Origin of the sequence: Pseudomonas sp. TKO26 (genome assembly GCF_003225665.1) — a bacterium.
Taxonomy (GTDB): domain Bacteria; phylum Pseudomonadota; class Gammaproteobacteria; order Pseudomonadales; family Pseudomonadaceae; genus Aquipseudomonas; species Aquipseudomonas saponiphila.
This window is the reverse complement of the sequence record NZ_QKLN01000001.1, coordinates 330,711-354,188: the sequence shown is the minus strand read 5'-3', so window position 1 is coordinate 354,188 and position 23,478 is coordinate 330,711. Positions and strand designations below refer to the sequence as shown.

Below are 23,478 nucleotides of genomic sequence, written 5' to 3'. Positions count from 1 at the left end.
GGGGCCAGCGCAGGCCGGGCCGCGGCCGGCGCTGGCGCGCTTCAGAACTTGTAGCTGATGGCGGTCTGTACCTGGCCCTGGTTGACCTCGCCCCGATCGCGAACGATGGAGCTGTCCGCGGCGGAATTGGCCAGACGGATCCAGCTGGCGCTGGCCACCAGCGACCAGTTGTCCCCCAGGGGGAACTGGAAACTCTGGCTCAGGGTGAAGTTCTGCAGGCCACCGCCGGCGTTGTAGCGGTCGATACCAGAGGCCAGAGACTCTTTGCTGCTGACGCCATAGAAGGTGTTGGCCTGACGGTCGTCGGCAAAGTGCAGGGTCAGTTCGTTGCTGCCAATGATGCCCATGCCCAGGGGATAACCGATCTCGCCACCGAGCTTGCCCAGCAGGCCGCCCTGGCCGCCGGCACCGCCGACCGCCTGGCCCAGGGTGGCGAACAGCCGCCAGAAGTCATCCGGAGCGTATTCAATGAAACCGCCGATATCGGCCATGTCGCGCACGTCCCGCAAGCCGCGCAGCTTGCCGTCGGAGTTGCGCCCCTGCAGGTAGTTGACGTAGGGACCGGCACTCAAGCCATTGCCCTTGAAGGCACTCCAGGTCAGGCCGTCATCGGTGCTCAGGCTGACATCGCCCCACTCCAGATCCATATATGGCAGCGGCACCGTGTCGTAGCTGCTGCCGGTCGGGTCGTGGGGCTGGTAGCCGAGGCCAAGTCCCAGTTCACCGGTGATGCCGGAGTCGGCGGCGGCGCCCATTGCCGCGCCCAGCGACAGCAGGCCGGCCAGGATGGCGGAGAAAGAAAGCCTAGGCATGAGTGAGTTTCCTTGTCTGAACAGCCGCGCATCAATCACCAGAGCGGCCCATGGATGCAAGCACTGATGTTGGTTGTAGCAAGCTACAAAAATTGTAGCCAGAAAGCTACAAATCCCCTCCCAACCCAGCCAGAGCCCCGGCCCTGCTGGGTTTTCGCCACTTGGCACAGTCCCTGCTGTACCCCTGCCGCAAGCGCAAACAGCGCTCTTATTCAACAGGTAACAGCAGATGATGCACTGGCATATCGTATGTGACTTCGACGGGACCATCTCCCGCGCCGACGTGATCGATAACGTTCTCCAACGCTTCGCCGACCCGAGCTGGGAAGGTATCGAGCAGGAATGGCTGGACGGTCACATCGGCTCCCGAGAATGCCTCAGCCGCCAACTGGCCCTGGTCAAGGCTTCGCCCGCCGAACTGCTGGGCTACTTCGACAGCGTCGAAATCGACCCTGACTTCCCCGACTTCGTCGATCACGTGATCGGCCTGGGCGCTTCCATCGAAGTGGTCAGCGACGGCATCGAACAGGGCATCGCCCGGATCCTGGCACGCAACTACGTGACCCTGCTGCCGATCCTCGCCAACCGCCTGCGCCAGGTCGACCACAACAGCTGGCGCATCGACTTCCCCTATGCCAGCGACGCCTGCCGCGCCGCTTCCGGCAATTGCAAGTGCAAGTCCACCCCACGGGGCAAGCGCGTGCTGGTGATCGGCGACGGTCAGTCGGACATGTGCGTGGCTTCCACCGCCGACTTCGTGTTCGCCAAGGACCGCCTGGCCGACTACTGCGAACGCAACAAGATTCCTCATGCGCGGTTCGACTCCTTCGCCGAACTGCCGGCGCTGCTGGCCAAGCTGCCGAACAACGCCGCCAACGCGACCAATTTCTCTCTTGAAACCCAGGAACTCTTCCACCATGTCTGATATCCGCATCGCTACCGCCGAAGACCAGATCCTTCTGGAAAAAGAAGCCAAGTACTGCTCCTACGGCGATACCGTTCACTACATCGAGCCGCCGCGCATTTTCAGCCGCTGCGAAGGCTCCTATGTCTGGGACACCAGCGACCAGGCTTACCTCGACCTGCAGATGTGGTACTCGGCGGTGAACTTCGGCTACGCCAACCCGCGCCTGAACAACGCCCTCAAGCAACAGATCGACACCCTGCCGCAGATCGCCAGCCAGTACCTGCACAAGGGCAAGATCGAGCTGTCGGAAATGATCGCCGTGGACGCCAAGAAGAAGTTCGGCCTCGATGGTCGCGTGCACTTCAACGTCGGCGGTTCGCAGTCGGTCGAGGACTCGCTGAAAGTGGTGCGTAACGCCACCAACGGCAAGAGCCTGATGTTCGCCTTCGAAGGCGGCTACCACGGTCGTACCCTGGGTGCCTCGTCGATCACCTCCAGCTACCGCTACCGTCGCCGCTACGGCCACTTCGGCGAGCGCGCGCAGTTCATCCCGTTCCCGTACCACTTCCGCGGCCCTAAAGGCATGACCAAGGAAGAGTACGGCAGCCACTGCGTGAAGCAGTTCGCCCGCCTGTTCGAAACCGAATACAACGGTGTGTGGGACCCGAAAGTCGGCCAGAGCGAATACGCCGCCTTCTACGTCGAGCCGATCCAGGGCACCGGCGGCTACGTGATCCCGCCGATGAACTTCTACAGCGAGCTCAAGCAGGTCCTGGACCAGCACGGCATCCTGCTGGTAGTGGACGAAATCCAGATGGGCTTCTACCGCACCGGCAAGCTGTGGTCGATCGAGCACTTCGACGTCCAACCCGACGTGATCGTGTTCGGCAAGGCGCTGACCAACGGCCTCAACCCGCTGGGCGGCATCTGGGCCCGTGAAGAGCTGATCAACCCGGGCGTGTTCCCGCCAGGTTCGACTCACTCCACCTTCGCCTCCAACCCACTGGGCACCGCCGTGGGCCTGGAAATGTTCAAGATGACCAGCGAGATCGACTACGGCGCGATGGTCATGGAAAAGGGCAAGTACTTCCTCGAAGGCCTCAAGGACCTGCAGAAACGCTACCCGATCATCGGCGACGTCGACGGCCTGGGCCTGGCCCTGCGCTGCGAAATCTGCACCACCGACGGCTTCACCCCGGACAAGGCGACCCTGGACTTCATGGTCGAGGAAGGCATGAAGGGCGACATCGAAATCGACGGCCAGCGCCTGGGCCTGATCCTCGATGTGGGCGGCTACTACAAGAACGTCATCACCCTGGCCCCGTCGCTGGAAATCAGCTACGCGGAAATCGATCTGGGCATCGCGCTGCTGGACCGCCTGCTGGATCGGGCCATGAAGCGATGAGCCAGGCTGAGATCGATCTGGGCGAAGGCGACGCCGGCTTCGTTCTCGGCACGGGTCCGGTCGGGGTCTTGTTGATCCACGGCCTGACCGGCACCCCGACGGAACTCCGTCGGGTGGCCCAGGGCCTGGCCAAGGACGGAACGTGCACCGTGTACGTTCCGACCCTGCCCGGGCACTGCGGGGACAACAGCGACCTGCAGGCCACCGGCTGGCAGGACTGGTACGAGGGCGTGCGCAAGACCTTTGTCGGCGTGCAGCAGCGTCACGAGCAGGTGTTCGTCGGCGGCTTGTCGATGGGCGCGGTGATGTCCATGTACCTGGCCTCCGAGCATCCGGGGCGGATCAGCGGCCTGCTGATGTACTCCACCACCCTCAAGTACGACGGCTGGAGCATCAACAAGCTGGCGTTCCTCACGCCGTTGCTGATGAAGATCCCCTTTGGCGTGCACATCTGCCGTTTCGAAGAGAAGCCGCCCTACGGCATCAAGAACGAACGGCTGCGGGCCATTGTCGAGAAGCAGATGAAAGCCGGCGAAAGCAGCAATGCCGGACTCCTGACCATGGAGGGCGTGACGGTGCGCGAGTTGCATCGGATGAACGCCGTGGTCAAGAAACGCATGCCTTCGATCATGACCCCGGCCCTGGTGCTGCACTCCAGCGAGGACGACATCACCAGCCCCTGGAACGCCGACTACGTGGAGCGCAAGCTCGGCGGCCCGGTGACCAAGATCCTCCTCGACAACTGCTATCACATGATCACCGTTGACCTGCAGTACCTGCGGGTGATCGAGCTGAGCGTCGACTTCATCCAGCAACGAGTGACCCAGCCCGCCGAACGTGAAGACTACCGACAGCTGGCGTGACTTAAGGAAGAGACGTGATTACCGCCCGAGCCTTTTCAACCATACAGGCCATCGAACGCAGCGCCTGGAATGACTGTTTTCCAGAGGCCCTGGAGGATTGGGATTACTACCTGGCCGTGGAAAAAGCCGCCATTGCCGACTTTCAGTGGCGCTACCTGGCGGTCTTCGAGGGCTCGACCCTGGTGGCGGTGGCTCCAGCCTTCACCACCCAGTACCGGCTCGACACCACCGTTTCGGGACTGGCCAAACGCTTTACCGAGCGCCTGGAGCGCCAGTGGCCCGGTGTCCTGCAACTGCGCCTGTACGCCATCGGCTCGCCGGTGGCCGAACAGTGCAATGCCGGCACCGCCAGCCATGTCCCGCCCCAGCGCCGCCAGGCCTTGCTCGAAGAACTGCTGAAACTGGCCCGGCGCGACGCCGACAGCTTTGGCATCGGCCTGTTGGCGGTCAAGGATGCCCCCAGCCACGATCAGCAATGGGCCGACAGCTGCCTGGCCGCCGGCCTGCAAGCCATGCCCAGCCTGCCCACCGCGTTGTTGCCCGTGCCCTTCGCCTCGATCGACGCGTACCTGGGCACCCTGGGCAAATCCACCCGCAAGGACCTGCGCCGCAAACTCCGGGCGCCGGGACCGCGCATCGAATGGCGCCGGCAGATCGACGATGTGCTGCCGGACATCATGCGCCTGTACGAAGCGACCCTGAACCGCAGCGACCTGCAGTTCGAACGCCTGCCGGCGGACTACTTCACGGCGATCCTCGAGCAGTTGGGCGATCGCGCCGCCTGCGTCCTGTACTGGGTCGGCGAGCAGTTGGTGGCGTTCAACCTGATCCTCATCGACCAGCATCGGCTGATCGACAAGTTCTTCGCCCACGACCTCAATGTCAGTCGCGAGCACAACCTGTATTTCCGCAGCTGGCTGGCCAATGTCGACTACTGCATCCAGCAACGAATTCCGCTCTACGAGTGCGGCCAGGCGGGCTATGCCAGCAAACTGCGTCTGGGTTGCCGCTTCACCGGTAACATGCTGTTTTTCCGCCACCGCAATCCGTTGCTCAATGCCCTGCTCAAAGTGATAAAACGCTTTGTCCGCCCGGATCGCTCCGACCCCGCCATGGCTGCTGCAATAAGCGAAAGTACATGACCAGAAAAGATCGTCGCCCGCCCCGCCCCTTCGCCATCTCCCGCTGGAGCCTGCAGCGCAAGCTGGTGCTGGCATTCTGGTTGGTCAGTGTGATCCCCACCATGATCGCGGCTGAGCTGGCGGCCACCACGCTGTCGGAAATCTTCGACAGCAACGTGCGTATCTGGCTGCAGGAGTCGACCAAGATCGTCGAGGACGAGATCACCGAGATCCTGCGTGACAACGCGCGGATCGCCCAGCTGTTCCTGCGCTACACCCGCCCGCCCACCGATCGCAATGCGGCCAAGCACGACAAGCTCACCGCCGACATTGCCGACTCCATGGGCATCGACGTGGTGGCGCTGATCCGCAAGAGCGACCACAAGGTGATGTTCACCACCGCCGCCGATGACGTGGTGGGGCAGATCAGTACCGCCTCCAATGCCGTGCTGCAGACCATCCAGGTTGGCGGGGTGGCCACCGGGGCGGTGGTTTCGACCTTCCAGACCCAGCTGGACGGCGTCGACTATCAGCTGTTGATCGCCACCTACCTGGACGCCAGCTTCCTCACCAGCGTGGCCGATGTGCACTCCCTGGACCTGCGCCTGTACCTGGCCAAGGCCGATGACTTCTCCGAGATTTTCGCCACCCAGCGCTTCGAGGATCACCCGCCGCGGGTGCCGCACAAGATCGAAGACATCCTGCGCGCGACGCGCCAGCCCACCGAACAGTTCACCAGCCGCTACAGCGGCCTGTACCGCCCGATCTTCAATGACAGCGGCGACCTGGTGGGGGTGATTTTCAGCGGCTTGCTGCGCCACAGCAGCCTGGTGGGCCTGGTCAACCAGAGCAACCTGTTCATCCTGATCTTTCTCCTCAGCTCGGCGGCCTCGCTGTGTGTCGGCTGGCTGGTGTCGCAACGCTTGACCCGGCCGCTGCGGGGCCTGTCCAAGGGCGTCCAGGCGGTGATTGCCGGCGACTACCGGCAACGGGTGCCGGTGATCGGCGGCGACGAACTGGCGGAACTGAGCAGCACCTTCAACCACATGACCGAACGCCTCGGCGAACTGCAGCACCTGGAATCCCAGTTGCGTCGCCGGGACCGCCTGCATGCCCTGGGCGAAGTGGCCATGGGCCTGGCCCACGAGATCCGCAATCCCCTGGGCATCATCAAGACCGCCACCCAACTGCTGCACCGCCGGGCCAACCTGCCGGAAAACGACAAGCGCCACCTGGAATACGTGATCAGCGAAGTCAGCCGGATCAATGACCTGATCACCGAATTCCTCGACTTCGCCAAGCCCAGCGCGCCGATCCGCGCCACGCAGCCGGCGCGCCCTTTGCTGGAAGAGTTGCTGGGCTTCTGCGCCCCGGAACTGGCGACCCACAACATCGATGCACGCATCGACGACCAGGCCCCCGGCGCGACCATCCACGCCGATGCCCGGCAGCTCAAGCAGGCCTGCCTGAACCTGATCCTCAACGCCATCGACGCCATGCCCGAGGGCGGCCGCCTGACCCTGGGCATCGCCCAGCAGGAAAACGAAACCGTCATCAGCGTCAGCGACACCGGCCAGGGCATCGAGCCGGACATGCTGGAGCGCATTTTCACCCCATTCGTCACCACCAAGGCCTCGGGCACCGGCCTGGGATTGGCTAAAGTCTTCTCGATCATGGAAAGCCATGACGGCCATATCGAGTGCGCCAGCGAAAAAGATGCTGGCGCCACCTTCAGCCTGTACATTCCGGCCAACGGTGAAGAGGACGACGAGGACAGTGATGACGCATAACCTGCTGGTGGTCGACGACGAACCGAAACTCTGCGACCTGCTGTCCTCGGCCCTGAGCCAGGACGGCATTCAGGTGTTCACCGCCAGCAACGGCCTGCATGCCCTCAAGGTGCTGGAGCAGGAGGACATCGACCTGGTGATCAGCGACTGGCGCATGCCGGGCATGGACGGGCCGCAGTTGCTGGGTGAAATCAAGCAGCGCTACCCGAACCTGCCGGTGATCGTGATGACCGCCTACAGCACGGTAAAGAACGCCGTGCAGTCCATGCGCAACGGCGCCTACGACTACATCGCCAAGCCGTTCGATATCGACGAGCTGGACATCACCGTCAGCAAGGCCCTGCAGTTTCGCGACATTCTCAAAGACAACCAGCGCATGCGCGCCGAACTCGACGAACACCAGCAGTTCGACAGTCTGGTGGGCGACAGCCCGACCTTTCGCCAGGTGCTGCAGGCGGTGGACTCGGTGCGCGACAGCAATGCCACCATCCTCCTGACCGGAGAAAGCGGCACCGGCAAGGAAATGGTCGCCAGGGCCATTCACAAGCATGGCAATCGCGCCGACAAGCCGTTTGTCGCGGTCAACTGCGCGGCGATTCCCGAGGGCCTGCTGGAGAGCGAGATGTTCGGCCATCGCAAGGGCGCCTTCACCGGTGCCGTGGCCGACCGCATCGGGCGCTTTCAGCAGGCCGACAAGGGCACCCTGTTCCTCGATGAAGTGGGCGACATGCCCCTGGCCCTGCAGGCCAAGATCCTGCGCGCCCTGCAGGAGCGGGTGATCGAGCCGGTGGGCGATCCCCGGGAGCGCAAGGTCGACGTGCGGGTGATTGCCGCGACCAACAAGAACCTGCTGGAGGCGGTGGCCAACAAGGAATTCCGCGAAGACCTGTACTACCGCCTCAATGTGTTTCCCATTCCCCTGCCGGCGCTGCGCGAACGGGTCGAAGACATCGCTCCGCTGGCCCGCCACTTCGCCCACAGCCTGGGCGCCGCCGCGGGCAAGCGCATCACCGGCTTCAGCCCGCAGGCGCTGCAGGCCATGGCCAGCTACAACTGGCCGGGCAACATTCGCGAACTGCAGAACTGCGTGGAGCGCGCCACCATCGTCGCGCGCGCCTCGGTCATCGAAGAGAGCGACCTGCCGGGCTATCTGTTCGACACCCAGCCTGCGGGAGTCGAAGGCAGCCCCCTTCCCAGCGTCAGTGCGCCTGTGCCCAGCGACCTGGACGCAGCCCTGGCGGAGGTGGAACGCAGCTACATCCTCGCGGCCCTTCAACAGAGCAACGGCGTCCAGGCGGCGGCGGCGCAGATGATCGGCATCTCCGAGCGCAGCTTCTGGTATCGCCTGAAAAAACTCGGCATTCAGGTGGACAAGATTGTTCGCTGACGCGAACAGCTGTCAGCGGCAAGCTTCAAGCGGCAAGAAAAACCAGCCCGTAGGAGCTGGCTTGCCAGCGAACAGCCTCACGCCAGCGCTCGGCTCGCCTAAAGCACATTGCTATTGTCCACGGGTTCGATCTGCGCCCAGTGGGAAGTGTCTTCGCGATGGCTTTGCAGGTACGGCAGCACCGCCGCCAGCAAGGGTGCCTTGAAGGCTTCCTGGAAGCGATGGGCCAGGCCCGGGATCAGTTTCAACTGGCTGCCCTGGATCTGCGCCGCCAGGTGCACCCCGTGCATCACCGGCAACAGCGGATCGGCGGTGCCGTGCACCACCAGGGTCGGCACCCGCAGTTGCTTGAGCAGCGCCACCCGGCTCGGTTCGGCGAGGATCGCCATGATCTGGCGCTGAACCCCTTGCGGGTTGAACGCCCGGTCATAGGCCTGGGCCGCCTGATGCAGCAGGACCCGACGATCATCCGCGACCTTGGGGCTGCCCAGCGCCGCCAACAGGTCGGCCTGTTGCTCCAGGGCCACTTCGCGATTCGGCGCATTGCGCCGGGACAGTAACTGCACCAGGGCCGCGTTGGGTGCCGGCAAACCTTCGGCGCCGGAGCTGGTCATGATCAGGGTCAGGCTCTCGACCCGCTGTGGCGCCATGGCCGCCAAGTGCTGGGCAATCATTCCGCCCATGCTCGCCCCCAGCACATGGAACTGCTCGACGTGCAGGGCATTCATCAGCCCCAGGGCATCGTCGGCCATGTCGGTCAGGGTGTAGGGCGCCGACACCGGCAGGCCCAGCTTGTAGCGCAGCACCTCGAAGGTCAGGTTGGCGCTGTCCGGCACCTGCCGCCAGGTGGACAGGCCGACGTCGCGATTGTCATAGCGAATCACCCGAAAGCCCTGCTGACACAAGGCCATGACCACCTCGTCCGGCCAGTGGATCAATTGCCCGCCCAGGCCCATGACCAGCAACAACGCCGGATCGGAAGTACGGCCAATGCTCTGATAGGCCAGGCTCACCTGTGGCAGGTCGACCCGTTGCGTGGGTACGTTGACATCGCAGCGCGCGGCCGCAAAGGACAGCTGGCCGAGCAATAGCCCGGCCAGCAGGATGACAGTGGAAAACAATCTTGCCCGCATGGAAAACACCGAAACGCAGAACCCCAGTGGAGCGCGAGTCTGATGAACTTCGATGATTCGCGCTGCCACAGTTGCGTGACAGTTTGATGAAGATTGCCCAGCGGTCATCGCTGGGGAGACGGTCGGACGGCGCTTGCCTGGCCGACGCAGAGCGATGATCGCCTTCGCCGGCCAGGGGCTCAGGCCAGTTGGCTGCGCAACTGCCGGGCGGCGGCCACCATATTCACCAGGGCCGCTTCGGTTTCCGGCCAGGCGCGGGTCTTCAGGCCACAGTCGGGGTTGACCCACAGGCGCTCGGCGGGAATGCGCCGGGCGGCCTTGCTGATCAGCTTGACCATCTCGGCAGTATCCGGCACCCGTGGCGAATGGATGTCGTACACCCCAGGGCCGATGTCGTTGGGATAATCGAAGGCCTCGAAGGCTTGCAGCAACTCCATGTCCGAGCGGGAAGTCTCGATGGTGATCACGTCGGCATCCATGGCGGCGATGGCGTCGATCACGTCGTTGAACTCGCTGTAGCACATGTGGGTATGGATCTGGGTTTCGTCCTTCACTCCAGAGGCGCTCAGGCGGAAGGCCTGCACCGCCCAATCCAGGTACTCCTGCCATTGCGCCCGGCGCAGGGGCAGGCCTTCGCGGAACGCCGCCTCGTCGATCTGCACGATCTTGATCCCGGCCTGCTCCAGGTCCTGCACTTCATCGCGCAGGGCCAGGGCCAACTGCTGGGCCTGGACCTTGCGTGGCACGTCCTCCCGGGGGAAGGACCACATGAGCATGGTCACAGGCCCCGTGAGCATGCCTTTCATGACCTTGTCGGTGAGGCTCTGGGCGTACTGGATCCAGTCCACGGTCATGGCCTGGGGCCGACTCAGGTCGCCATAGATGATCGCCGGCTTGACGCAGCGTGAACCGTAGCTCTGGACCCAGCCGAAGCGGGTGAACAGGTAACCGTCCAGTTGTTCGGCAAAGTACTCCACCATGTCGTTGCGCTCGGCTTCGCCGTGAACCAGCACGTCCAGGCCCAGGCGCTCCTGAATTTCCACCGCGTGACGGATCTCACGGTGCATGGCGTCGGTGTAGTCATTGAGCGACAGCTTGCCTTGCTTGTAGGCCTGGCGCGCCAGGCGGATCGATGAGGTCTGCGGGAACGAGCCGATGGTGGTGGTGGGAAAGGCCGGCAGTTGCAGGCGCGCCCGCTGCTGCTCGATGCGTCGGGCGAAGGGCGAGCGACGCTGGCTGTCGGCGGCGCCGATGGCCTCGACCCGCGCCTGGACCTGGGGCTTGTGAATCCGTGGTGAGCGGGCGCGGCTGGCCTGGACCGCCCGGCTTTGCGCCAGGGCCGCCTGCACCGCCGGGGCCTGGGGATCGTTCAGGGCGTCACGCAAGACCGAGATTTCGCCACATTTCTGCACGGCGAAGGCCAGCCAGCTTTTCAGTTCCGCATCCAGCTGATCTTCCCGGGACAGGTCCACCGGGCTATGCAGCAGGGAGCAGGAACTGCTGACCCAGAGGTTGTCGCCAAAACGCTCCTGGGCCACCTGCAACTGTTGCAGGGCCTGTTCCAGTTCGCAGCGCCAGACGTTGCGCCCGTTGACCAGCCCCACCGAAAGAATCTTGTAGGTCGGCAGCCGGTCCAGGACCTGGCCGAGTTGTTCCGGGGCACGCACCGCGTCGATGTGCAAGCCGTCCACCGGCAGGCCCACCGCCAGGCCAAGGTTGTCTTCCAAGCCGCTGAAGTAGGTGGCCACCAGCTTTTTCAAGGGCGAGTACTGAAGGATGTGGTAAGCCCGCTCGAAGGCACTCTTCCATTCCTGGGGCAGGTCGAGGGTCAGGATCGGCTCGTCGATCTGCACCCATTCCACGCCCTGGGCCTTGAGTCGGTTGAGGATCTCGCCGTACAGCGGCAGCAGGCGCTCCAGCAGGTCGAGCTTGTTGAAGGCGTTGCCCTTGGCCTTGCCCAGCCACAGGTAGGTCAAGGGGCCGATGATCACCGGCTTGACCTGATGCCCCAGGGCATGGGCCTCTGCGACCTCGTCGAACAGCTGCTCCCAGCTCAGTTGGAAAGCCTGGTCGGCGCTGAATTCGGGGACCAGATAGTGGTAGTTGGTGTCGAACCACTTGGTCAGTTCCTGGGCGTACTGCGCCTGCCCCTGCTCGTCGCAGCAACCACTGGACGCGCCGCGGGCCATGGCGAACAGGGTGTCCAGGGTCGGACGGCCCTGGGCATCGCGAAGGTTGTCGAAGCGCTCGGGAATCACGCCGAAGGTCAGGGAGTGGGTGAGTACCTGGTCGTACCAGGCGAAATCGCCCACCGGCAGCAGGTCGATGCCGGCGTCTTTCTGCAACTGCCAGTGCCGGGCCCGCAGCGCGCGGCCAATCCCCTGCAAGGCCGCCTGATCGAGGTCGCCCTTCCAGTGGGATTCAAGGGCTTTTTTCAGTTCGCGGTCAGCGCCGATGCGGGGAAAACCGAGGGTGTGGGCCAGGGCCATGGGAAAGTGCCTCCTTGTAAAAGATGACGCTATTGTCGACAGCCCAAGCAACATGAGACAAACTCAACCTTTTCGTGTTGATCACAAAATTTACTCATGGAGAAACTGGTGCTCGAAATCCGTCACCTGAAGACCCTGCACGCCCTGCGCGAAGCCGACAGCCTGGTTGAAGCCGCCGAACGCCTGCACTTGACCCAGTCCGCCCTGTCCCATCAGTTCAAGGAGCTGGAAGAGCGCCTGGGCATGCCGTTGTTCGTGCGCAAGACCAAACCGGTGCGTTTCACCAGCGCCGGCCTGCGCCTGCTGCAATTGGCGGACGCGACACTGCCCCTGCTGCGCGCCGCCGAACGGGACATCGCCCGCCTGGCCGGTGGCACCGCCGGCCGCTTGCACATGGCCATCGAATGCCACAGCTGCTTCCAGTGGCTGATGCCGACCATCGACCAGTTTCGTGATGCCTGGCCGGAAGTGGAGCTGGACCTGGCTTCGGGGTTTTCCTTCGCCCCGCTGCCCGCCCTGGCCCGGGGCGACCTGGATCTGGTGGTGACCTCCGACCCTGTGGAGTTGACCGGCATCACCTATGTGCCGCTGTTCACCTACGAAGCCATGCTCGCCGTGGCCAACCAGCACGCCCTGGCGAACAAGCCCTACATAGTTCCCGAAGACCTGCTGAACGAAACCCTGATCACCTACCCGGTGGAACGGGACCGCCTGGACATCTTCACCCGCTTCCTGGAACCGGCGGACATCGAGCCGGCGCAGGTGCGCACCTCGGAACTGACGGTGATGATGATGCAATTGGTGGCCAGCGGCCGTGGCGTGTGCGGCATGCCCCACTGGGCCCTGCATGAATACAGTTCACGGGGCTATGTGAAGGCCAAGCGCCTGGGGGAAAAGGGCCTGTTCGCCACGCTGTACGCCGCGGTTCGCGCCGACATGCTGGACGCGCCCTACATGCGTGACTTCCTGCTGACGGCCAAGGACACCTCGTTCTCGACCCTGGATGGGGTCAGCGCGGTACGCTGATCCGCCGGGCGCCAGCGGACCGGCGTCCGGGCCCCTCGGCCCGGGTCAAGCTTCGACCGGCACTTCCCGCCACATATGGATCTTGTCGAAATAGTCCTCCCCCACGCGCACCGCCTGGGGTTCCAGACCGAACTGGACAAAGCCGCAGCGCCGGTACAAGGACAGCGCCGGGTCATTGCCCGCCGTCACTGTCAGTTGCAGCAGACGCAGTCCTTCGTACCGCGCCGCCTCGGCCAGCAGCTGCTGTACCAGTTGCCGGCCCAGGCCGCTGCCACGTTGCTCGGCCGTGACGTAGAGGCCGAACAGGGTCGCCTTGTGCCGGGCCTTTTCCCGCAGCTCGAAGGCCAGGCCGACGATCCCCGCCAGCCGTCCCTGGACAAAGGCTCCGAGGATCAGGTCCAGCTCCCCGTCCAGACGAGCGCCCCACCAGGCCAGGGGCAGTTTCTCGCGCTCCCTGACACTGGAGGTGAACGCCTGGGGATGGCGCGCGTAGGCTTCGAGCATCAAGGCCCGGTATTGCTCGGCATCGTCAGGCGTCAGTTGCTGGATCTGCAGGCTCATGGGGGATCGTCAGTGCGTGCTGGTCAGTTGGTACGGCGTTGTTCGAACATCAACCGCACCGCCAGCCCTGCCAGCACGAACCCCATGAAGTAGCGCTGCACCGAGAGCCAGGTCGGGTTGTTGGCGAACCAGGAGGCAATGCCCGCGGCAAACAGCGCGATCAGCAGGTTCACCGAAAAGCTCACGCTGATCTGGGTCATGCCGAGAATCAGGCTCTGGGCGAACACCGAACCATGCTCGGGGTTGATGAACTGGGGAAAGATCGACAGGTAGAACATCGCGATCTTGGGGTTCAGGGCGCTGGTCAGAAACCCCATGGTCACCAGTTTGCGCGGCGAGTCCGCCGGCAGCTGCTGGGCTTCGAACGGCGAACGGGCGCCCGGCTTGAGCGCCTGCCAGGCCAGCCACAGCAGGTACAGGGCACCGGCCCACTTGAGCACTTCGTAGGCCAGGGGCACCGCCATGAACACCGCGGTCAGCCCCAGGGCGGCCGCGAACAGGTGGACGAAGAAACCCGCCACGACACCCAACAGCGAAGTGACGCCGGCCTTGCGTCCCTGGCAGATCGAACGGGATATCAGGTAGATCATGTTCGGCCCGGGGGTCAGCACCATCAACAGCGACGCGGCAGCGAAGATCAGATAGTCGTGGAGTGGAATCATGGCAGTCCTTGGCAAACGGGGAGGTCAGGCGAGATCCGCCTGGGCCTGGCGATAAAACGGCAAGATCAGATCCCGTGTCAACGGCGCCAGGAACAAATCGCCATCGCCGGCCGGATCGATCCAGCGCACCTCCTCGATCTCTGCCGCTGGAAGTACCGGGCCGTTTATGTGGACCAGAAATACCTCGGCCTCCACCACATGCCCCGGCTCATTGGCCGCCGGCGCCGAAAACCGTTGCAGGTAGCGGGCCTGGGCTGGATCGATGCACACCCCCAACTCCTCCTCCAGCTCCCGGGCCAGGGCCTGCACCGGCAGTTCCCCGGCCTCGATCTTGCCACCCGGCTGCATGAAGGCATGGGTGCCGCGCTTGCGAACCAGCAGGGTCCGACCGTCGGCACCGATCAGCAGCGCGGCGGCAATACGAATGATGGAGGGTGCAGCAACGGAAAACGACGACATGGGAACCCGGGAGCCTTGAGAGTGAGGGCGCAAGGATCCCATGGCCGGCGGAGGGCCGTCATCCGCCGCCGACACTTTTCGACGCTTCATCGCCTTGCTTCAGGCCCTCATCGGCGTCTCCTGGGGCAGCTTGACGAACACGCTGTAGCGACCGCCCTCCATGGTTTCAAAGGCGATCAGCTTGTCCACCAGGGGCATGCTCAACACCTTGCCGGCGTTGAGCAGCAGCATGCCGTTGTCGGCATTCAGGTTGCGCGCCAGAACCATGCCCGCCTGCAGCTCCCGGGTGCTCAGTACCTTGACCGAAGGGTCGCCCAGGGTCACGTCGCTCAGGTACACCGAACACACCTGGATGAAGCCTTCCACCAGTTGCGGGTCGTACAGCCGACCGGCGTACTTGCGGATGAACACCAGGGCCTCGTCGCTGTTCATGCGACGTTCGAGGATCAGCCCGCACTGCAGTTCGACAAAATCCACCGCCAGCTTGAGCAGCCGCGAGCCCAGGGGAATCGCCTCGCCCTTGAGGTGATCGGGAAAGCCGGTGCCGTCCCAGTGTTCCTGGTGGTGACGGATCAGACGCGCGGCATCCTGCACCGGCTCCAGGGTCATCAGCAGGGACTCGCTCTGCGCCGGATAGGCCCGATAACGCTCGCGCTCATGGTGATGCAGCAGATCGGCCGGGGTGATCATCATGCTGTCGCTCCAGCTCAGCTTGCCAATGTTGTGCAGGGCCGCAGCCATGGCCAGGTCGCGCTGGGCCACGGCGTCGATGCCCTGGACCTTGCAGTAGGCGCGCACCAGTTCGATGATCCGGCGGTTGGTCTGCTTGTCGCTGGGCAGACGCTGGTTCACCAGCAGCGAGAACAGCTCGGCGCCGGTGGCATAACTGTGCTTGAGCTCTTCATAGGCCAGATCGAGCATGTCGGCGGTTTGCTGCAACTCGGCGGTACGGGCCGCAACCCGCTTCTCCAGCAGGGCGTTGACCGCCTTGAGCTCGCGATTCTGCTGCTGGGCCAGGGCTTCCAGGCGCTGGCGCTCGCGTTCGGAATGCTGATGGTCCAGGGCCTGGCGCAGGGTCAGCAGCAGCTCCTGGTCGTCCCATGGCTTGCTCAGGTAACGGTAGATTTCCCCTTCGTTGATGGCCTTGGCGATCAGCTTCAAGTCTGGATCGCCGGTCAGCAGGATGCGCGTGGTAGCCGGGTAGTCCTGGTGCAGGCGCGCCAACAGGGTCGCTCCGTCCACCTGGGGCAGATGGGCGGCGCTGATCACCAGGTCCACTTCCTCGCGGGCCATCACCTGCAACGCCTCGCTGGCATCGTGGGCCAGGTACAGGCGGTAGTCATGGGCGCTGAGCAGTTGATGCAGGCGTTGCAGAACAGTGTCCTGGCTATCCACCAGCAGGACCCCGGGCAAGCGTGTGACTGTGGCAACGTTTAGTTCACCCATGAGACACCTCGGGTCACCATCGATGCACATGTCCTTGATGAGTGGTGCTGGCACCCTGATCCCTGTTGCCTGATTCAAGACTAGAAGAATTTCCAGTCCGAATGATGGCTTTTTAATGCCATCCATCCGTTGCCGCGTCCAGGCGCAGCCAAGAGCAGGCGCCGCCTTCAGGCAACGCCTGCCAGCCAGGCTCTCACTTGGCCGCTTTGCCGCTGGAGCCGAAGGAAGCGAAACGCTTGTTGAAGCCGGCGATACGGCCTTCGGACTGGGTCTTGCGCTGCTGGCCGGTGTACACCGGATGCGAGGCGCTGGACACGTCCAGGGTCACGTAGGGGTAGGTTTTGCCGTCGCTGTGGGTGTGCGTGCGATCGGTGTCGACGGTGGAGCCGATGAGAAAGAACACGTCGGCGGCGGTGTCGTGAAACAGCACGGTGCGATAGTCGGGGTGGATGTTGGGTTTCATCAAAATCTCCAGCGGCTGGGGTTAAAAACACTGTTATACAGTAACAATAAAATCCCGCGCAAACGAGAATTTATCGCAATAAGATCCTGCAACAATGGTCTAACGCCAGCCTTGATCCGCCGATTCAGGCTTGCCCGCACGGCACCGGCGGGCCAGTATGCTGGGCTGCAACGCTCTGACACAGCCGTGAATTCCTATAAGAAATACCCGCGCAGCTCACCGTCCCAGCCGTTCGGTGGCGCTGTGGATTACCCGCTATCAAGGCTACCGCTGCCTGATTGACCCGATGAATCCGAACCAAGGAAACCGTATGAGCCTGTCACTCCTGAGCCGCTACGCCTTCTTTGCTGCCTGCGTGATCTTCACCCTCGCCAGCCTGCCCTTTCTTGAACACGACTGGCTCTGGCCATTCACCCTGGTCACCGGCCTGCTGAGCCTGCTGGGGATCTTCGACTTGCTGCAAAGCCCGCACGCGGTGCGGCGCAACTACCCGATCCTGGGCAATATCCGCTACCTGGTGGAAGGCATCCGCCCGGAGATCCGCCAGTACCTGCTGGAGTCAGACAGCGAGGCCCTGCCCTTTTCCCGCGCCCAGCGCTCGCTGGTGTACTCCCGGGCCAAGAACGAAAGCGCCGACAAACCCTTCGGCACCCTGATCGACGTCTACCAGTCGGGCTTCGAGTTCATCGGCCACTCCATGCGTCCGGCGCCCCTGAGCGATCCCAGCAGCTTTCGCGTGACCGTCGGCGGCCCGCAATGCACCCAGCCTTACTCAGCCTCGGTATTCAACATCTCGGCCATGAGCTTCGGCTCCCTCAGCGCCAACGCCATCCGCGCCCTGAACCAGGGCGCCAAGCTCGGCAACTTCGCCCACGACACCGGTGAAGGCAGCATCAGCCCCTATCACCGCGAGCACGGCGGCGACCTGACCTGGGAACTGGGCAGTGGCTACTTCGGCTGCCGCACTGCCGGCGGCCGCTTCGACCCCGAGCGCTTCGCCGCCCAGGCGCAGAACCCCCAGGTACGCATGATCGAAATCAAGATGAGCCAGGGCGCCAAGCCGGGCCACGGCGGCATCCTGCCCAAGCACAAGGTGACCCAGGAAATTGCCGACACCCGCGGCATCCGCATGGGCGAGGACTGTATTTCGCCGTCGAGCCACAGCGCCTTTTCCACCCCGATCGAAATGATGCATTTCATCCAGCAACTGCGTGAGCTGTCCGGCGGCAAACCGGTGGGCTTCAAGTTCTGCCTGGGCCACCCGTGGGAGTTCATGGGCATTGCCAAGGCCATGCTGGAAACCGGCATCCTGCCGGACTTCATCGTGGTCGACGGCAAGGAAGGCGGCACCGGCGCAGCCCCGGTGGAGTTCACCGACCACATTGGCGCACCGATGCGCGAAGGCCTGCTGTTCGTTCACAACACCCTGGTGGGCCTGAACCTGCGGGACAAGATCAAGCTCGGCGCCAGCGGCAAGATCGTCAGCGCCTTCGACATCGCCAGCGTCCTGGCCATCGGCGCCGACTGGGCCAATTCGGCCCGCGGCTTCATGTTCGCCATCGGCTGCATCCAGTCGCAAAGCTGCCACACCAACAAGTGCCCGACCGGCGTGGCCACCCAGGACAACCTGCGCCAGCGTGCCCTGGTGGTGCCGGACAAGGCCCAGCGGGTGTACAGCTTCCACCGCAATACCCTCAAGGCCCTGGCGGAAATGCTCGCCGCCGCCGGCCTGCAACACCCTTCGCAACTGGAAGCCAAGCACCTGGTGCGGCGCATGTCAGCCACCGAGATCAAGCTGTTCTCCCAGTTGCACGTGTTCCTCAAGCCCGGCGAATTGCTCACCGGCGAGGTCAATGGCGAGTTCTACTCGCGCATGTGGCAACTGGCCCGGGCCGACAGTTTCGAACCCAACAACCAAGCCGCGGCTTAACCCCCGTTGCCCGACGCTGCCCGGTTGCCGGGGAGCGCCGGGCGCAACCCAAGGAAGATTGCAATGCTCAAGGTCATCGCTGAAGACTTCATCCACCCCGAACACCTGGACACGGTGCGCCCGTGGTACGCCGAACTGGTGGAAAAAACCCGCCAGGAACCGCTGTGCATCGCTTACGATCTGTTCGTTGATCAGCAAGACCCCGGGCACTTCATCTTCGTCGAACAGTGGCCGGACCGCGCCGCCCTCGACGCCCACTGCCAGACCGAGCACTTCACCCGCCTGGTGCCGCAGATCAATGCCTTCCAGCGCCGCGAATGCCGTGTGCTGCTGATGGACGAATTCTAGAAAACCCGACCCAGCCCTTGCTTGACCGGACCACCGAAAGCAGCCCAAGCCTCACTGACCTTTCGGAGATCCGCCATGCCTCTGCTGTCATTCGAATACCTGTCCCACCAGTTGCCGGCGCCCTGGCAATCCACGCGGGTGGGCCAGGTCGGCCCGGCCCGCATCAAGGTGCTGCGCATGGACGAGCAGCCCTACCCGGAAGAAACCCACGACTACAACGAAGGCCTGCTGGTGACCCAGGGCTGCCTGCGCCTGGGCATTGGCCAGGCTTGCGTGGAAGTCATGGCGGGCCAGATGTACCTGGTGGAGGCCGGCCAGGCCCACAGCGTGCTGCCCGGCAGCCACGGCACCCTGGTGATCATCGACGTCTAGCCTGTCCCTCATCGAATCAATCGCGGTAACCACCTGCCCCAAGGTCGGTCCGACCCGAGGGCCCATGCACGGAGAAGCCCATGCCTCGTCGTCTGTTCGCAGTGATCGCTCTACTGATGTCCTTCAACAGCGCCTTTGCCGGCGAACGCTGGCAGACCCTGCCGCCCACCCCCGCCCCGGTGGCCGGGGCGCAAGCCGGTTATGCCGAGGTCAACGGCATTCGCCTCTACTACAGCAAGCTCGGCCACGGCTCGCCGGTGGTGCTGCTGCATGGCGGCCTGGGCAATGCCGACTACTGGGGACTACAGGCCAAGGCCCTGGCCGCCCGGCACACGGTGATCAGCGTCGACAGCCGCGGCCACGGGCGCAGCACGCGAGACGCCCGGCCCTATGGCTACGACCTGATGGCCGATGACGTGGTCGCCCTGCTGGACCAGTTGCAGATCCCCCGCGCCGACTTCGTCGGCTGGAGCGACGGCGCGATCCTCGGCCTGGACCTGGCCATGCGTTACCCGCAGCGGGTCGGCAAGGTCTTCGCCTACGCCGCCAACACCCAGACCTCCGGGGTCAAGGAAGGCGTGGAGAACAACCCGACCTTCGCCGCCTACATCGAACGGGCCGGCCAGGAATATGCCCGGCTGTCACCGACGCCCAAGGAGTATCCGGCCTTTGTCGAGCAGATCGGCCACATGTGGGCCAGCCAGCCGAACTGGAGCGATGCCGACCTGGCGCGGATCAAGGCGCCGGTGCTAATCGTCGATGGTGATCATGATGAAGCCATCAAGCGCGAGCACACCGAGTACATGGCAGCGACCATTCCCGGCGCCGGGCTCTTGATTCTGCCGAACGTCAGCCACTTCGCCTTCCTCCAGGACCCGGGCCTGTTCAACGCGGCCCTGGAGCACTTCCTCGACGAGAAATAGCCCGGCACTCGCCCCCGGTGACGGCCACGGATGCCCCCCTTAGCGGGGACATCCACGCCCGCAATAATGCATTTATGCATCATTTAATTGCACAAACGCATAAAGCCTCTAAGGTTGTCTACAGACCCGGTCAGCGCCGGCCATCGAGGCTGGCCTGGCGCAGCAACAGCTCGCCGGGTCCGGCTACTGACCGTAGCCGACACGTTACCGCGACCCAGCCGGAGGCTGGTTTTCATTCATGGAGGATGAACATGTTAAGTAGCAACCTGACCCCCAGTAGCGCTCTCCAGGCCTTGCCCCAGTGCCTGGCCGGTACGCTGCTGGACCCACAACTAAGCGAAGCCGACACCCACGCCGAAGCGGCGCCCCAAGCTGCTGTCCGGCTGAATTTCAGCGTGCAACCGCAAACCCAGAGCAACTGGTGCTGGGCCGCCCTGTCCGCTTCGGTCGGCAACTATTACGGCACCGGTTCCTGGACCCAATGCGCCGTGGCCAATGCCGAGCTGGGCCGCAACTCCTGCTGCAGCCAGCCCGGACCGTGCAACGTCTACGGCTACCTGGACTCGGCCCTGCGCACCACCCGCTGCTACGGCGGCATGCGCGAAGACCGGATGCAGATGCCGGCCATCGACAACCAGCTGGGCATGGGCCGCCCCGTGGGCCTGCGTTGTGCCTGGTACGGCGGCGGCGCGCATTTCCTGACGATCTTCGGCAGTGAAGGCGGCTACATCCTGGTAGCGGATTCGATCTACGGCTACTCGACCCGCGCCCTGAACAGCTTCCCCGCCTCCTACAACGGCGGCGGCCAATGGACCCACACCTACTTCACCCGGAAAAACTAGGAGGCGTCATGCAACTGACTTACCCCAAGGCGCCTGTCGATGGCGTCCAGCACCTGCGTTCGGCACTCCAGGCGGCCCTGCAGACCCAGGGTTTCGGCATCAACCGCGGTTTTGCCCGGGCCCGCGCCGGCAACCTGAAGCTGTCCCAGGCCTTTCGCGGCTACACCCTGGGCCTGGAGGACCTGGCCCAGGGCAAAGGATTGGCCGAGGCCAAGGCCGGTGACTGGCACTACCTGGTGTTCGATGCCGGGGTATCGATAGCCGATGCGCAACTGAGCGAGGTGGCCGGCAAGCTCGGCTTCTCGGCGCTGAACCACGGGGCCCTGGCGGCGTCCGCAGTCAGGGCCCTGGAACTTGCCGAGCAGGCGCCTCAACTGCAGGGCCAAAGCTATGAGCTGCGCTTGCTGTTGGTTCCGGCCCTGCAAATGACCGCGATCTGGCTGCACGGCGGCGACGCAGATCAGCTGATTCCCATCGAACCCACGCCGACCACCCTGGCCGCCCGCCAGCTCTACGGCGAGACAGCATTGCTGGCCCTGCTGACGGCCCCGGCACAACAGGCCAAGGCCATCTTCGACGCCGATAGCAGCGGCACCCTGGGCGGCTGACCCGGGCAAAAAAAATCCGGCGACCTTCGCAGGTCGCCGGATTGCGTGTCTCAGCCTTTCAGCCGGGGATGCTCAAGCCAGCCGCATCACAGCAGCGCCCCTCAGGACGCCGAACGCACCGCCCCTTGCTGGACATTGGTCGGTTGCAGCTTGAACAGGTAGAACAGCACGGTCAGCAGCACCAGGAACGCCGGGCCGACATACAGCGCCACGCGGGTGTCCGGGAAGTAGGCCATCAGCCCCACCACCAGCACCAGGAACGCCAGGGCCAGGTAGGAACTGACCGGGTACAGCCACATGCGGTACTTCAATGCGGCCCGCTCGCTCGGGCTCAGGCCCTTGCGGAACTTGAGCTGGGCCAGAAGGATCATCACCCAGGTCCAGATCGCACCGAAGGTGGCAATCGACGTCACCCAGACGAACACTTTCTCCGGCACCAGGTAGTTCAGCAGCACGCCCAGCAGCAGGGCGAAGATCGACAGCAGCAGCGCGCGACGTGGCACGCCGTTGTTCGAGGTCTTGGCGAAGCCGGCCGGGGCCTGGCCGTTCTGCGCCAGGCTGTAGAGCATGCGCCCGGTGCTGAAGATGCCGCCGTTGCAGGACGACAGCGCGGCGGTGATCACCACGAAGTTGATGATGCCGGCGGCGGTCTTGATCCCCAGACGCTCGAAGGTCATCACGAACGGGCTGCCCTGGGTGCCGATCTCGTTCCACGGGTAGATCGACAGGATCACGAACAGCGCGCCCACGTAGAACAGCAGGATGCGCCAGAACACCGAGCCGATGGCGTTGGGAATGGTCTTCTGCGGGTTGCGCGCTTCGCCGGCGGTGAGGCCGATCATCTCTACGCCCAGGTAGGCGAACATCACCATCTGCAGCGACATCAGCACGCCGGTCACGCCGTTGGGCATGAAACCGCCGTGGGTCCACAGGTTGGAGATCCCCAGGGCCACGCCATCGTTGCCGAAGCCGAAGGCAATGATGCCGACGCCGCCGATGACCATGGCGATGATGGTGACGATCTTGATCAGGGCGAACCAGAATTCGAACTCACCGAAGGCCTTGACCGCGATCAGGTTGATCGAGCCCATGCTCACCAGGGCCGCCAGGGCCCAGATCCAGCGCGGCACATCAGGGAACCAGATGCCCATGTACACCGCCACCGCGGTGATTTCCGCGACGCAGGTCACCAGCCACAGGAACCAGTAGTTCCAGCCGGTCAGAAAGCCCGCCAGCGGGCCCAGATAGTCTTGCGCGTAACGGCTGAAGGAGCCGGCCACCGGGTTGTGCACCGCCATCTCGCCGAGGGCGCGCATGATCACCAGGATCGCCAGGCCGCCGATGATGTAGGACAGCATGATGGCCGGGCCGGCCATTTCGATGGCCTTGGCCGAGCCCAGGAACAGGCCGACACCAATGCAGGCGCCCAGGGCCATCAAGCGAATATGCCGTTCACCCAGTTCGCGTTTCAGCGGACCGCCCTGAGCGGACTCGCCGTGGGGCAGTTGGTTGCCAACTGACATAGAGATACAACCTCATTTTGTTATTGGATTGAACCACCGAGCCTGCGAAGCGACAGCGGATAGCCGCCGCTTGCTCAACCGTGCCGGCCTTGTGGGACGGCGCGTCTGGTAGGACAAGACCTGCCAGATCAGCGGGGTGCGCAGTATAAAAAGCTCCCGACAGGGCTTTTCACTCTATAAGTAGCTAAATTCAGAGAGAAATCTCGGCAAAAAGCGCTTTTACAAAGAAGCATTACCTGCTTTTTGCCTCAATACCTCATTCCGAAAGGGCCCGGAGTATTGCACAGCCCTGGTGCATCGTCATGCCCCTACCTAGGGCGTATTTACCTACGCAAAGGCCCTCCCCTGTGGCGAGAGAGCTTGCTCCCGCTGGGCCGCGCAGCGGCCCTGAAGCCGGCCAGCGTGATC

At 63.9% G+C, this 23,478-nt stretch carries 22 protein-coding genes; 13 read left to right on the top strand and 9 right to left on the bottom strand.

The annotated features are described in order from the left end of the window. Window positions 1–41: 41 nt before the first annotated feature. On the bottom strand, window positions 42–812 hold the full coding sequence (locus tag DNK59_RS01740; protein WP_110722086.1) for a MipA/OmpV family protein: 771 nt from the start codon (window positions 810–812) through the stop codon (window positions 42–44). Between the two features lie 229 nt (window positions 813–1,041). Here DNK59_RS01740 and DNK59_RS01735 point away from each other — a divergent pair, with 229 nt between their 5' ends. Genes DNK59_RS01735 through DNK59_RS01710 form a run of 6 tightly spaced genes read left to right on the top strand, consistent with a single transcriptional unit; the run spans window position 1,042 to window position 8,285 of the window. Next, complete coding sequence (locus DNK59_RS01735) at window positions 1,042–1,737, top strand: HAD-IB family phosphatase (protein WP_011063137.1); 696 nt, start codon at window positions 1,042–1,044, stop codon at window positions 1,735–1,737. Then, window positions 1,730–3,124, top strand: a complete 1,395-nt coding sequence (locus DNK59_RS01730; protein WP_110722085.1) for an aspartate aminotransferase family protein — start codon at window positions 1,730–1,732, stop codon at window positions 3,122–3,124. Before DNK59_RS01735 ends, DNK59_RS01730 begins: the two co-directional genes overlap by 8 nt. Next, window positions 3,121–3,987 carry a carboxylesterase gene (locus tag DNK59_RS01725; protein ID WP_092310953.1) on the top strand — a complete coding sequence of 289 codons (867 nt, stop codon included), beginning with the start codon at window positions 3,121–3,123 and terminating at the stop codon, window positions 3,985–3,987. The genes DNK59_RS01730 and DNK59_RS01725 overlap by 4 nt, the downstream gene beginning before the upstream one ends. Window positions 3,988–4,001: 14 nt before the next feature. Further along, window positions 4,002–5,129: a GNAT family N-acetyltransferase gene (locus DNK59_RS01720; RefSeq protein ID WP_092310950.1), complete on the top strand. Its 1,128-nt coding sequence runs from the start codon at window positions 4,002–4,004 to the stop codon at window positions 5,127–5,129. Continuing rightward, complete coding sequence (locus tag DNK59_RS01715; RefSeq protein ID WP_092310947.1) at window positions 5,126–6,898, top strand: ATP-binding protein; 1,773 nt, start codon at window positions 5,126–5,128, stop codon at window positions 6,896–6,898. The genes DNK59_RS01720 and DNK59_RS01715 overlap by 4 nt, the downstream gene beginning before the upstream one ends. Further along, window positions 6,888–8,285, top strand: a complete 1,398-nt coding sequence (locus DNK59_RS01710; RefSeq protein WP_110722084.1) for a sigma-54 dependent transcriptional regulator — start codon at window positions 6,888–6,890, stop codon at window positions 8,283–8,285. The genes DNK59_RS01715 and DNK59_RS01710 overlap by 11 nt, the downstream gene beginning before the upstream one ends. A 98-nt stretch (window positions 8,286–8,383) precedes the next feature. Here DNK59_RS01710 and DNK59_RS01705 read toward each other — a convergent pair whose 3' ends face one another. Both DNK59_RS01705 and metE read right to left on the bottom strand, forming a co-directional pair. Next, a complete protein-coding gene (locus DNK59_RS01705) occupies window positions 8,384–9,418 on the bottom strand; it encodes an alpha/beta fold hydrolase (RefSeq protein WP_110722083.1) in 1,035 nt (344 codons plus the stop codon). Between the two features lie 179 nt (window positions 9,419–9,597). Then, complete coding sequence (metE, locus tag DNK59_RS01700) at window positions 9,598–11,907, bottom strand: 5-methyltetrahydropteroyltriglutamate--homocysteine S-methyltransferase (RefSeq protein WP_110722082.1); 2,310 nt, start codon at window positions 11,905–11,907, stop codon at window positions 9,598–9,600. A 108-nt stretch (window positions 11,908–12,015) separates the two neighbouring features. Between metE and metR the strand changes: the two genes are divergently transcribed. Then, window positions 12,016–12,933 (top strand): transcriptional regulator MetR, encoded by a 918-nt coding sequence (metR, locus tag DNK59_RS01695; protein WP_092317061.1) that lies wholly within the window; start codon window positions 12,016–12,018, stop codon window positions 12,931–12,933. Window positions 12,934–12,978: 45 nt separating this feature from the next. On the opposite strand, the gene DNK59_RS01690 is transcribed toward metR, so the two are convergent. The 5 genes from DNK59_RS01690 to DNK59_RS01670 form a co-directional block, all read right to left on the bottom strand. Continuing rightward, the gene (locus tag DNK59_RS01690) at window positions 12,979–13,488 is read right to left on the bottom strand and encodes a GNAT family N-acetyltransferase (RefSeq protein ID WP_110722242.1); all 510 of its coding nucleotides are present in this window, start codon (window positions 13,486–13,488) and stop codon (window positions 12,979–12,981) included. Window positions 13,489–13,517: 29 nt separating this feature from the next. Then, window positions 13,518–14,156 carry a LysE family translocator gene (locus DNK59_RS01685; RefSeq protein ID WP_092310937.1) on the bottom strand — a complete coding sequence of 213 codons (639 nt, stop codon included), beginning with the start codon at window positions 14,154–14,156 and terminating at the stop codon, window positions 13,518–13,520. A gap of 24 nt (window positions 14,157–14,180) precedes the next feature. After that, window positions 14,181–14,615: an NUDIX domain-containing protein gene (locus tag DNK59_RS01680; protein WP_110722081.1), complete on the bottom strand. Its 435-nt coding sequence runs from the start codon at window positions 14,613–14,615 to the stop codon at window positions 14,181–14,183. Between the two features lie 99 nt (window positions 14,616–14,714). Then, entirely contained in the window at window positions 14,715–16,061 is a 1,347-nt protein-coding gene (locus DNK59_RS01675) for an HD domain-containing phosphohydrolase (RefSeq protein WP_110722080.1), read from the bottom strand. Window positions 16,062–16,254: 193 nt separating this feature from the next. Then, window positions 16,255–16,524: a type B 50S ribosomal protein L31 gene (locus tag DNK59_RS01670; protein ID WP_092310928.1), complete on the bottom strand. Its 270-nt coding sequence runs from the start codon at window positions 16,522–16,524 to the stop codon at window positions 16,255–16,257. A gap of 310 nt (window positions 16,525–16,834) precedes the next feature. On the opposite strand from DNK59_RS01670, the gene DNK59_RS01665 reads away from it, so the two are divergent. The 6 genes from DNK59_RS01665 to DNK59_RS01640 all read left to right on the top strand — a co-directional run bounded on the left by DNK59_RS01665 (window position 16,835) and on the right by DNK59_RS01640 (window position 21,547). Continuing rightward, window positions 16,835–18,454 (top strand): FMN-binding glutamate synthase family protein, encoded by a 1,620-nt coding sequence (locus DNK59_RS01665; RefSeq protein ID WP_110722079.1) that lies wholly within the window; start codon window positions 16,835–16,837, stop codon window positions 18,452–18,454. Window positions 18,455–18,517: 63 nt separating this feature from the next. Then, entirely contained in the window at window positions 18,518–18,802 is a 285-nt protein-coding gene (locus DNK59_RS01660; protein WP_092310922.1) for a putative quinol monooxygenase, read from the top strand. A gap of 75 nt (window positions 18,803–18,877) precedes the next feature. Beyond that, a complete protein-coding gene (locus DNK59_RS01655) occupies window positions 18,878–19,174 on the top strand; it encodes a cupin domain-containing protein (protein WP_092310919.1) in 297 nt (98 codons plus the stop codon). An 80-nt stretch (window positions 19,175–19,254) separates the two neighbouring features. Beyond that, complete coding sequence (locus tag DNK59_RS01650) at window positions 19,255–20,097, top strand: alpha/beta fold hydrolase (protein WP_110722078.1); 843 nt, start codon at window positions 19,255–19,257, stop codon at window positions 20,095–20,097. Between the two features lie 251 nt (window positions 20,098–20,348). Then, window positions 20,349–20,939 carry a papain-like cysteine protease family protein gene (locus tag DNK59_RS01645; protein ID WP_110722077.1) on the top strand — a complete coding sequence of 197 codons (591 nt, stop codon included), beginning with the start codon at window positions 20,349–20,351 and terminating at the stop codon, window positions 20,937–20,939. 8 nt (window positions 20,940–20,947) lie between these two features. Further along, entirely contained in the window at window positions 20,948–21,547 is a 600-nt protein-coding gene (locus DNK59_RS01640) for a hypothetical protein (RefSeq protein WP_092310910.1), read from the top strand. Window positions 21,548–21,648: 101 nt separating this feature from the next. Here the strand turns inward: DNK59_RS01640 and DNK59_RS01635 are convergent, their stop codons facing one another. Further along, the gene (locus DNK59_RS01635) at window positions 21,649–23,070 is read right to left on the bottom strand and encodes an amino acid permease (protein ID WP_016968550.1); all 1,422 of its coding nucleotides are present in this window, start codon (window positions 23,068–23,070) and stop codon (window positions 21,649–21,651) included. Window positions 23,071–23,478: the final 408 nt, after the last annotated feature.

Bases quoted from the DNA above. Each gene is read 5' to 3' on its own strand.
- DNK59_RS01740 (WP_110722086.1), bottom strand. From the start codon at position 812: ATGCCTAGGCTTTCTTTCTCCGCCATCCTGGCCGGCCTGCTGTCGCTG.
- DNK59_RS01735 (WP_011063137.1), top strand. From the start codon at position 1,042: ATGATGCACTGGCATATCGTATGTGACTTCGACGGGACCATCTCCCGC.
- DNK59_RS01730 (WP_110722085.1), top strand. From the start codon at position 1,730: ATGTCTGATATCCGCATCGCTACCGCCGAAGACCAGATCCTTCTGGAA.
- DNK59_RS01725 (WP_092310953.1), top strand. From the start codon at position 3,121: ATGAGCCAGGCTGAGATCGATCTGGGCGAAGGCGACGCCGGCTTCGTT.
- DNK59_RS01715 (WP_092310947.1), top strand. From the start codon at position 5,126: ATGACCAGAAAAGATCGTCGCCCGCCCCGCCCCTTCGCCATCTCCCGC.
- DNK59_RS01710 (WP_110722084.1), top strand. From the start codon at position 6,888: ATGACGCATAACCTGCTGGTGGTCGACGACGAACCGAAACTCTGCGAC.
- DNK59_RS01705 (WP_110722083.1), bottom strand. From the start codon at position 9,418: ATGCGGGCAAGATTGTTTTCCACTGTCATCCTGCTGGCCGGGCTATTG.
- metE (WP_110722082.1), bottom strand. From the start codon at position 11,907: ATGGCCCTGGCCCACACCCTCGGTTTTCCCCGCATCGGCGCTGACCGC.
- DNK59_RS01685 (WP_092310937.1), bottom strand. From the start codon at position 14,156: ATGATTCCACTCCACGACTATCTGATCTTCGCTGCCGCGTCGCTGTTG.
- DNK59_RS01680 (WP_110722081.1), bottom strand. From the start codon at position 14,615: ATGTCGTCGTTTTCCGTTGCTGCACCCTCCATCATTCGTATTGCCGCC.
- DNK59_RS01675 (WP_110722080.1), bottom strand. From the start codon at position 16,061: ATGGGTGAACTAAACGTTGCCACAGTCACACGCTTGCCCGGGGTCCTG.
- DNK59_RS01670 (WP_092310928.1), bottom strand. From the start codon at position 16,524: ATGAAACCCAACATCCACCCCGACTATCGCACCGTGCTGTTTCACGAC.
- DNK59_RS01665 (WP_110722079.1), top strand. From the start codon at position 16,835: ATGAGCCTGTCACTCCTGAGCCGCTACGCCTTCTTTGCTGCCTGCGTG.
- DNK59_RS01660 (WP_092310922.1), top strand. From the start codon at position 18,518: ATGCTCAAGGTCATCGCTGAAGACTTCATCCACCCCGAACACCTGGAC.
- DNK59_RS01655 (WP_092310919.1), top strand. From the start codon at position 18,878: ATGCCTCTGCTGTCATTCGAATACCTGTCCCACCAGTTGCCGGCGCCC.
- DNK59_RS01650 (WP_110722078.1), top strand. From the start codon at position 19,255: ATGCCTCGTCGTCTGTTCGCAGTGATCGCTCTACTGATGTCCTTCAAC.
- DNK59_RS01645 (WP_110722077.1), top strand. From the start codon at position 20,349: ATGTTAAGTAGCAACCTGACCCCCAGTAGCGCTCTCCAGGCCTTGCCC.
- DNK59_RS01640 (WP_092310910.1), top strand. From the start codon at position 20,948: ATGCAACTGACTTACCCCAAGGCGCCTGTCGATGGCGTCCAGCACCTG.
- DNK59_RS01635 (WP_016968550.1), bottom strand. From the start codon at position 23,070: ATGTCAGTTGGCAACCAACTGCCCCACGGCGAGTCCGCTCAGGGCGGT.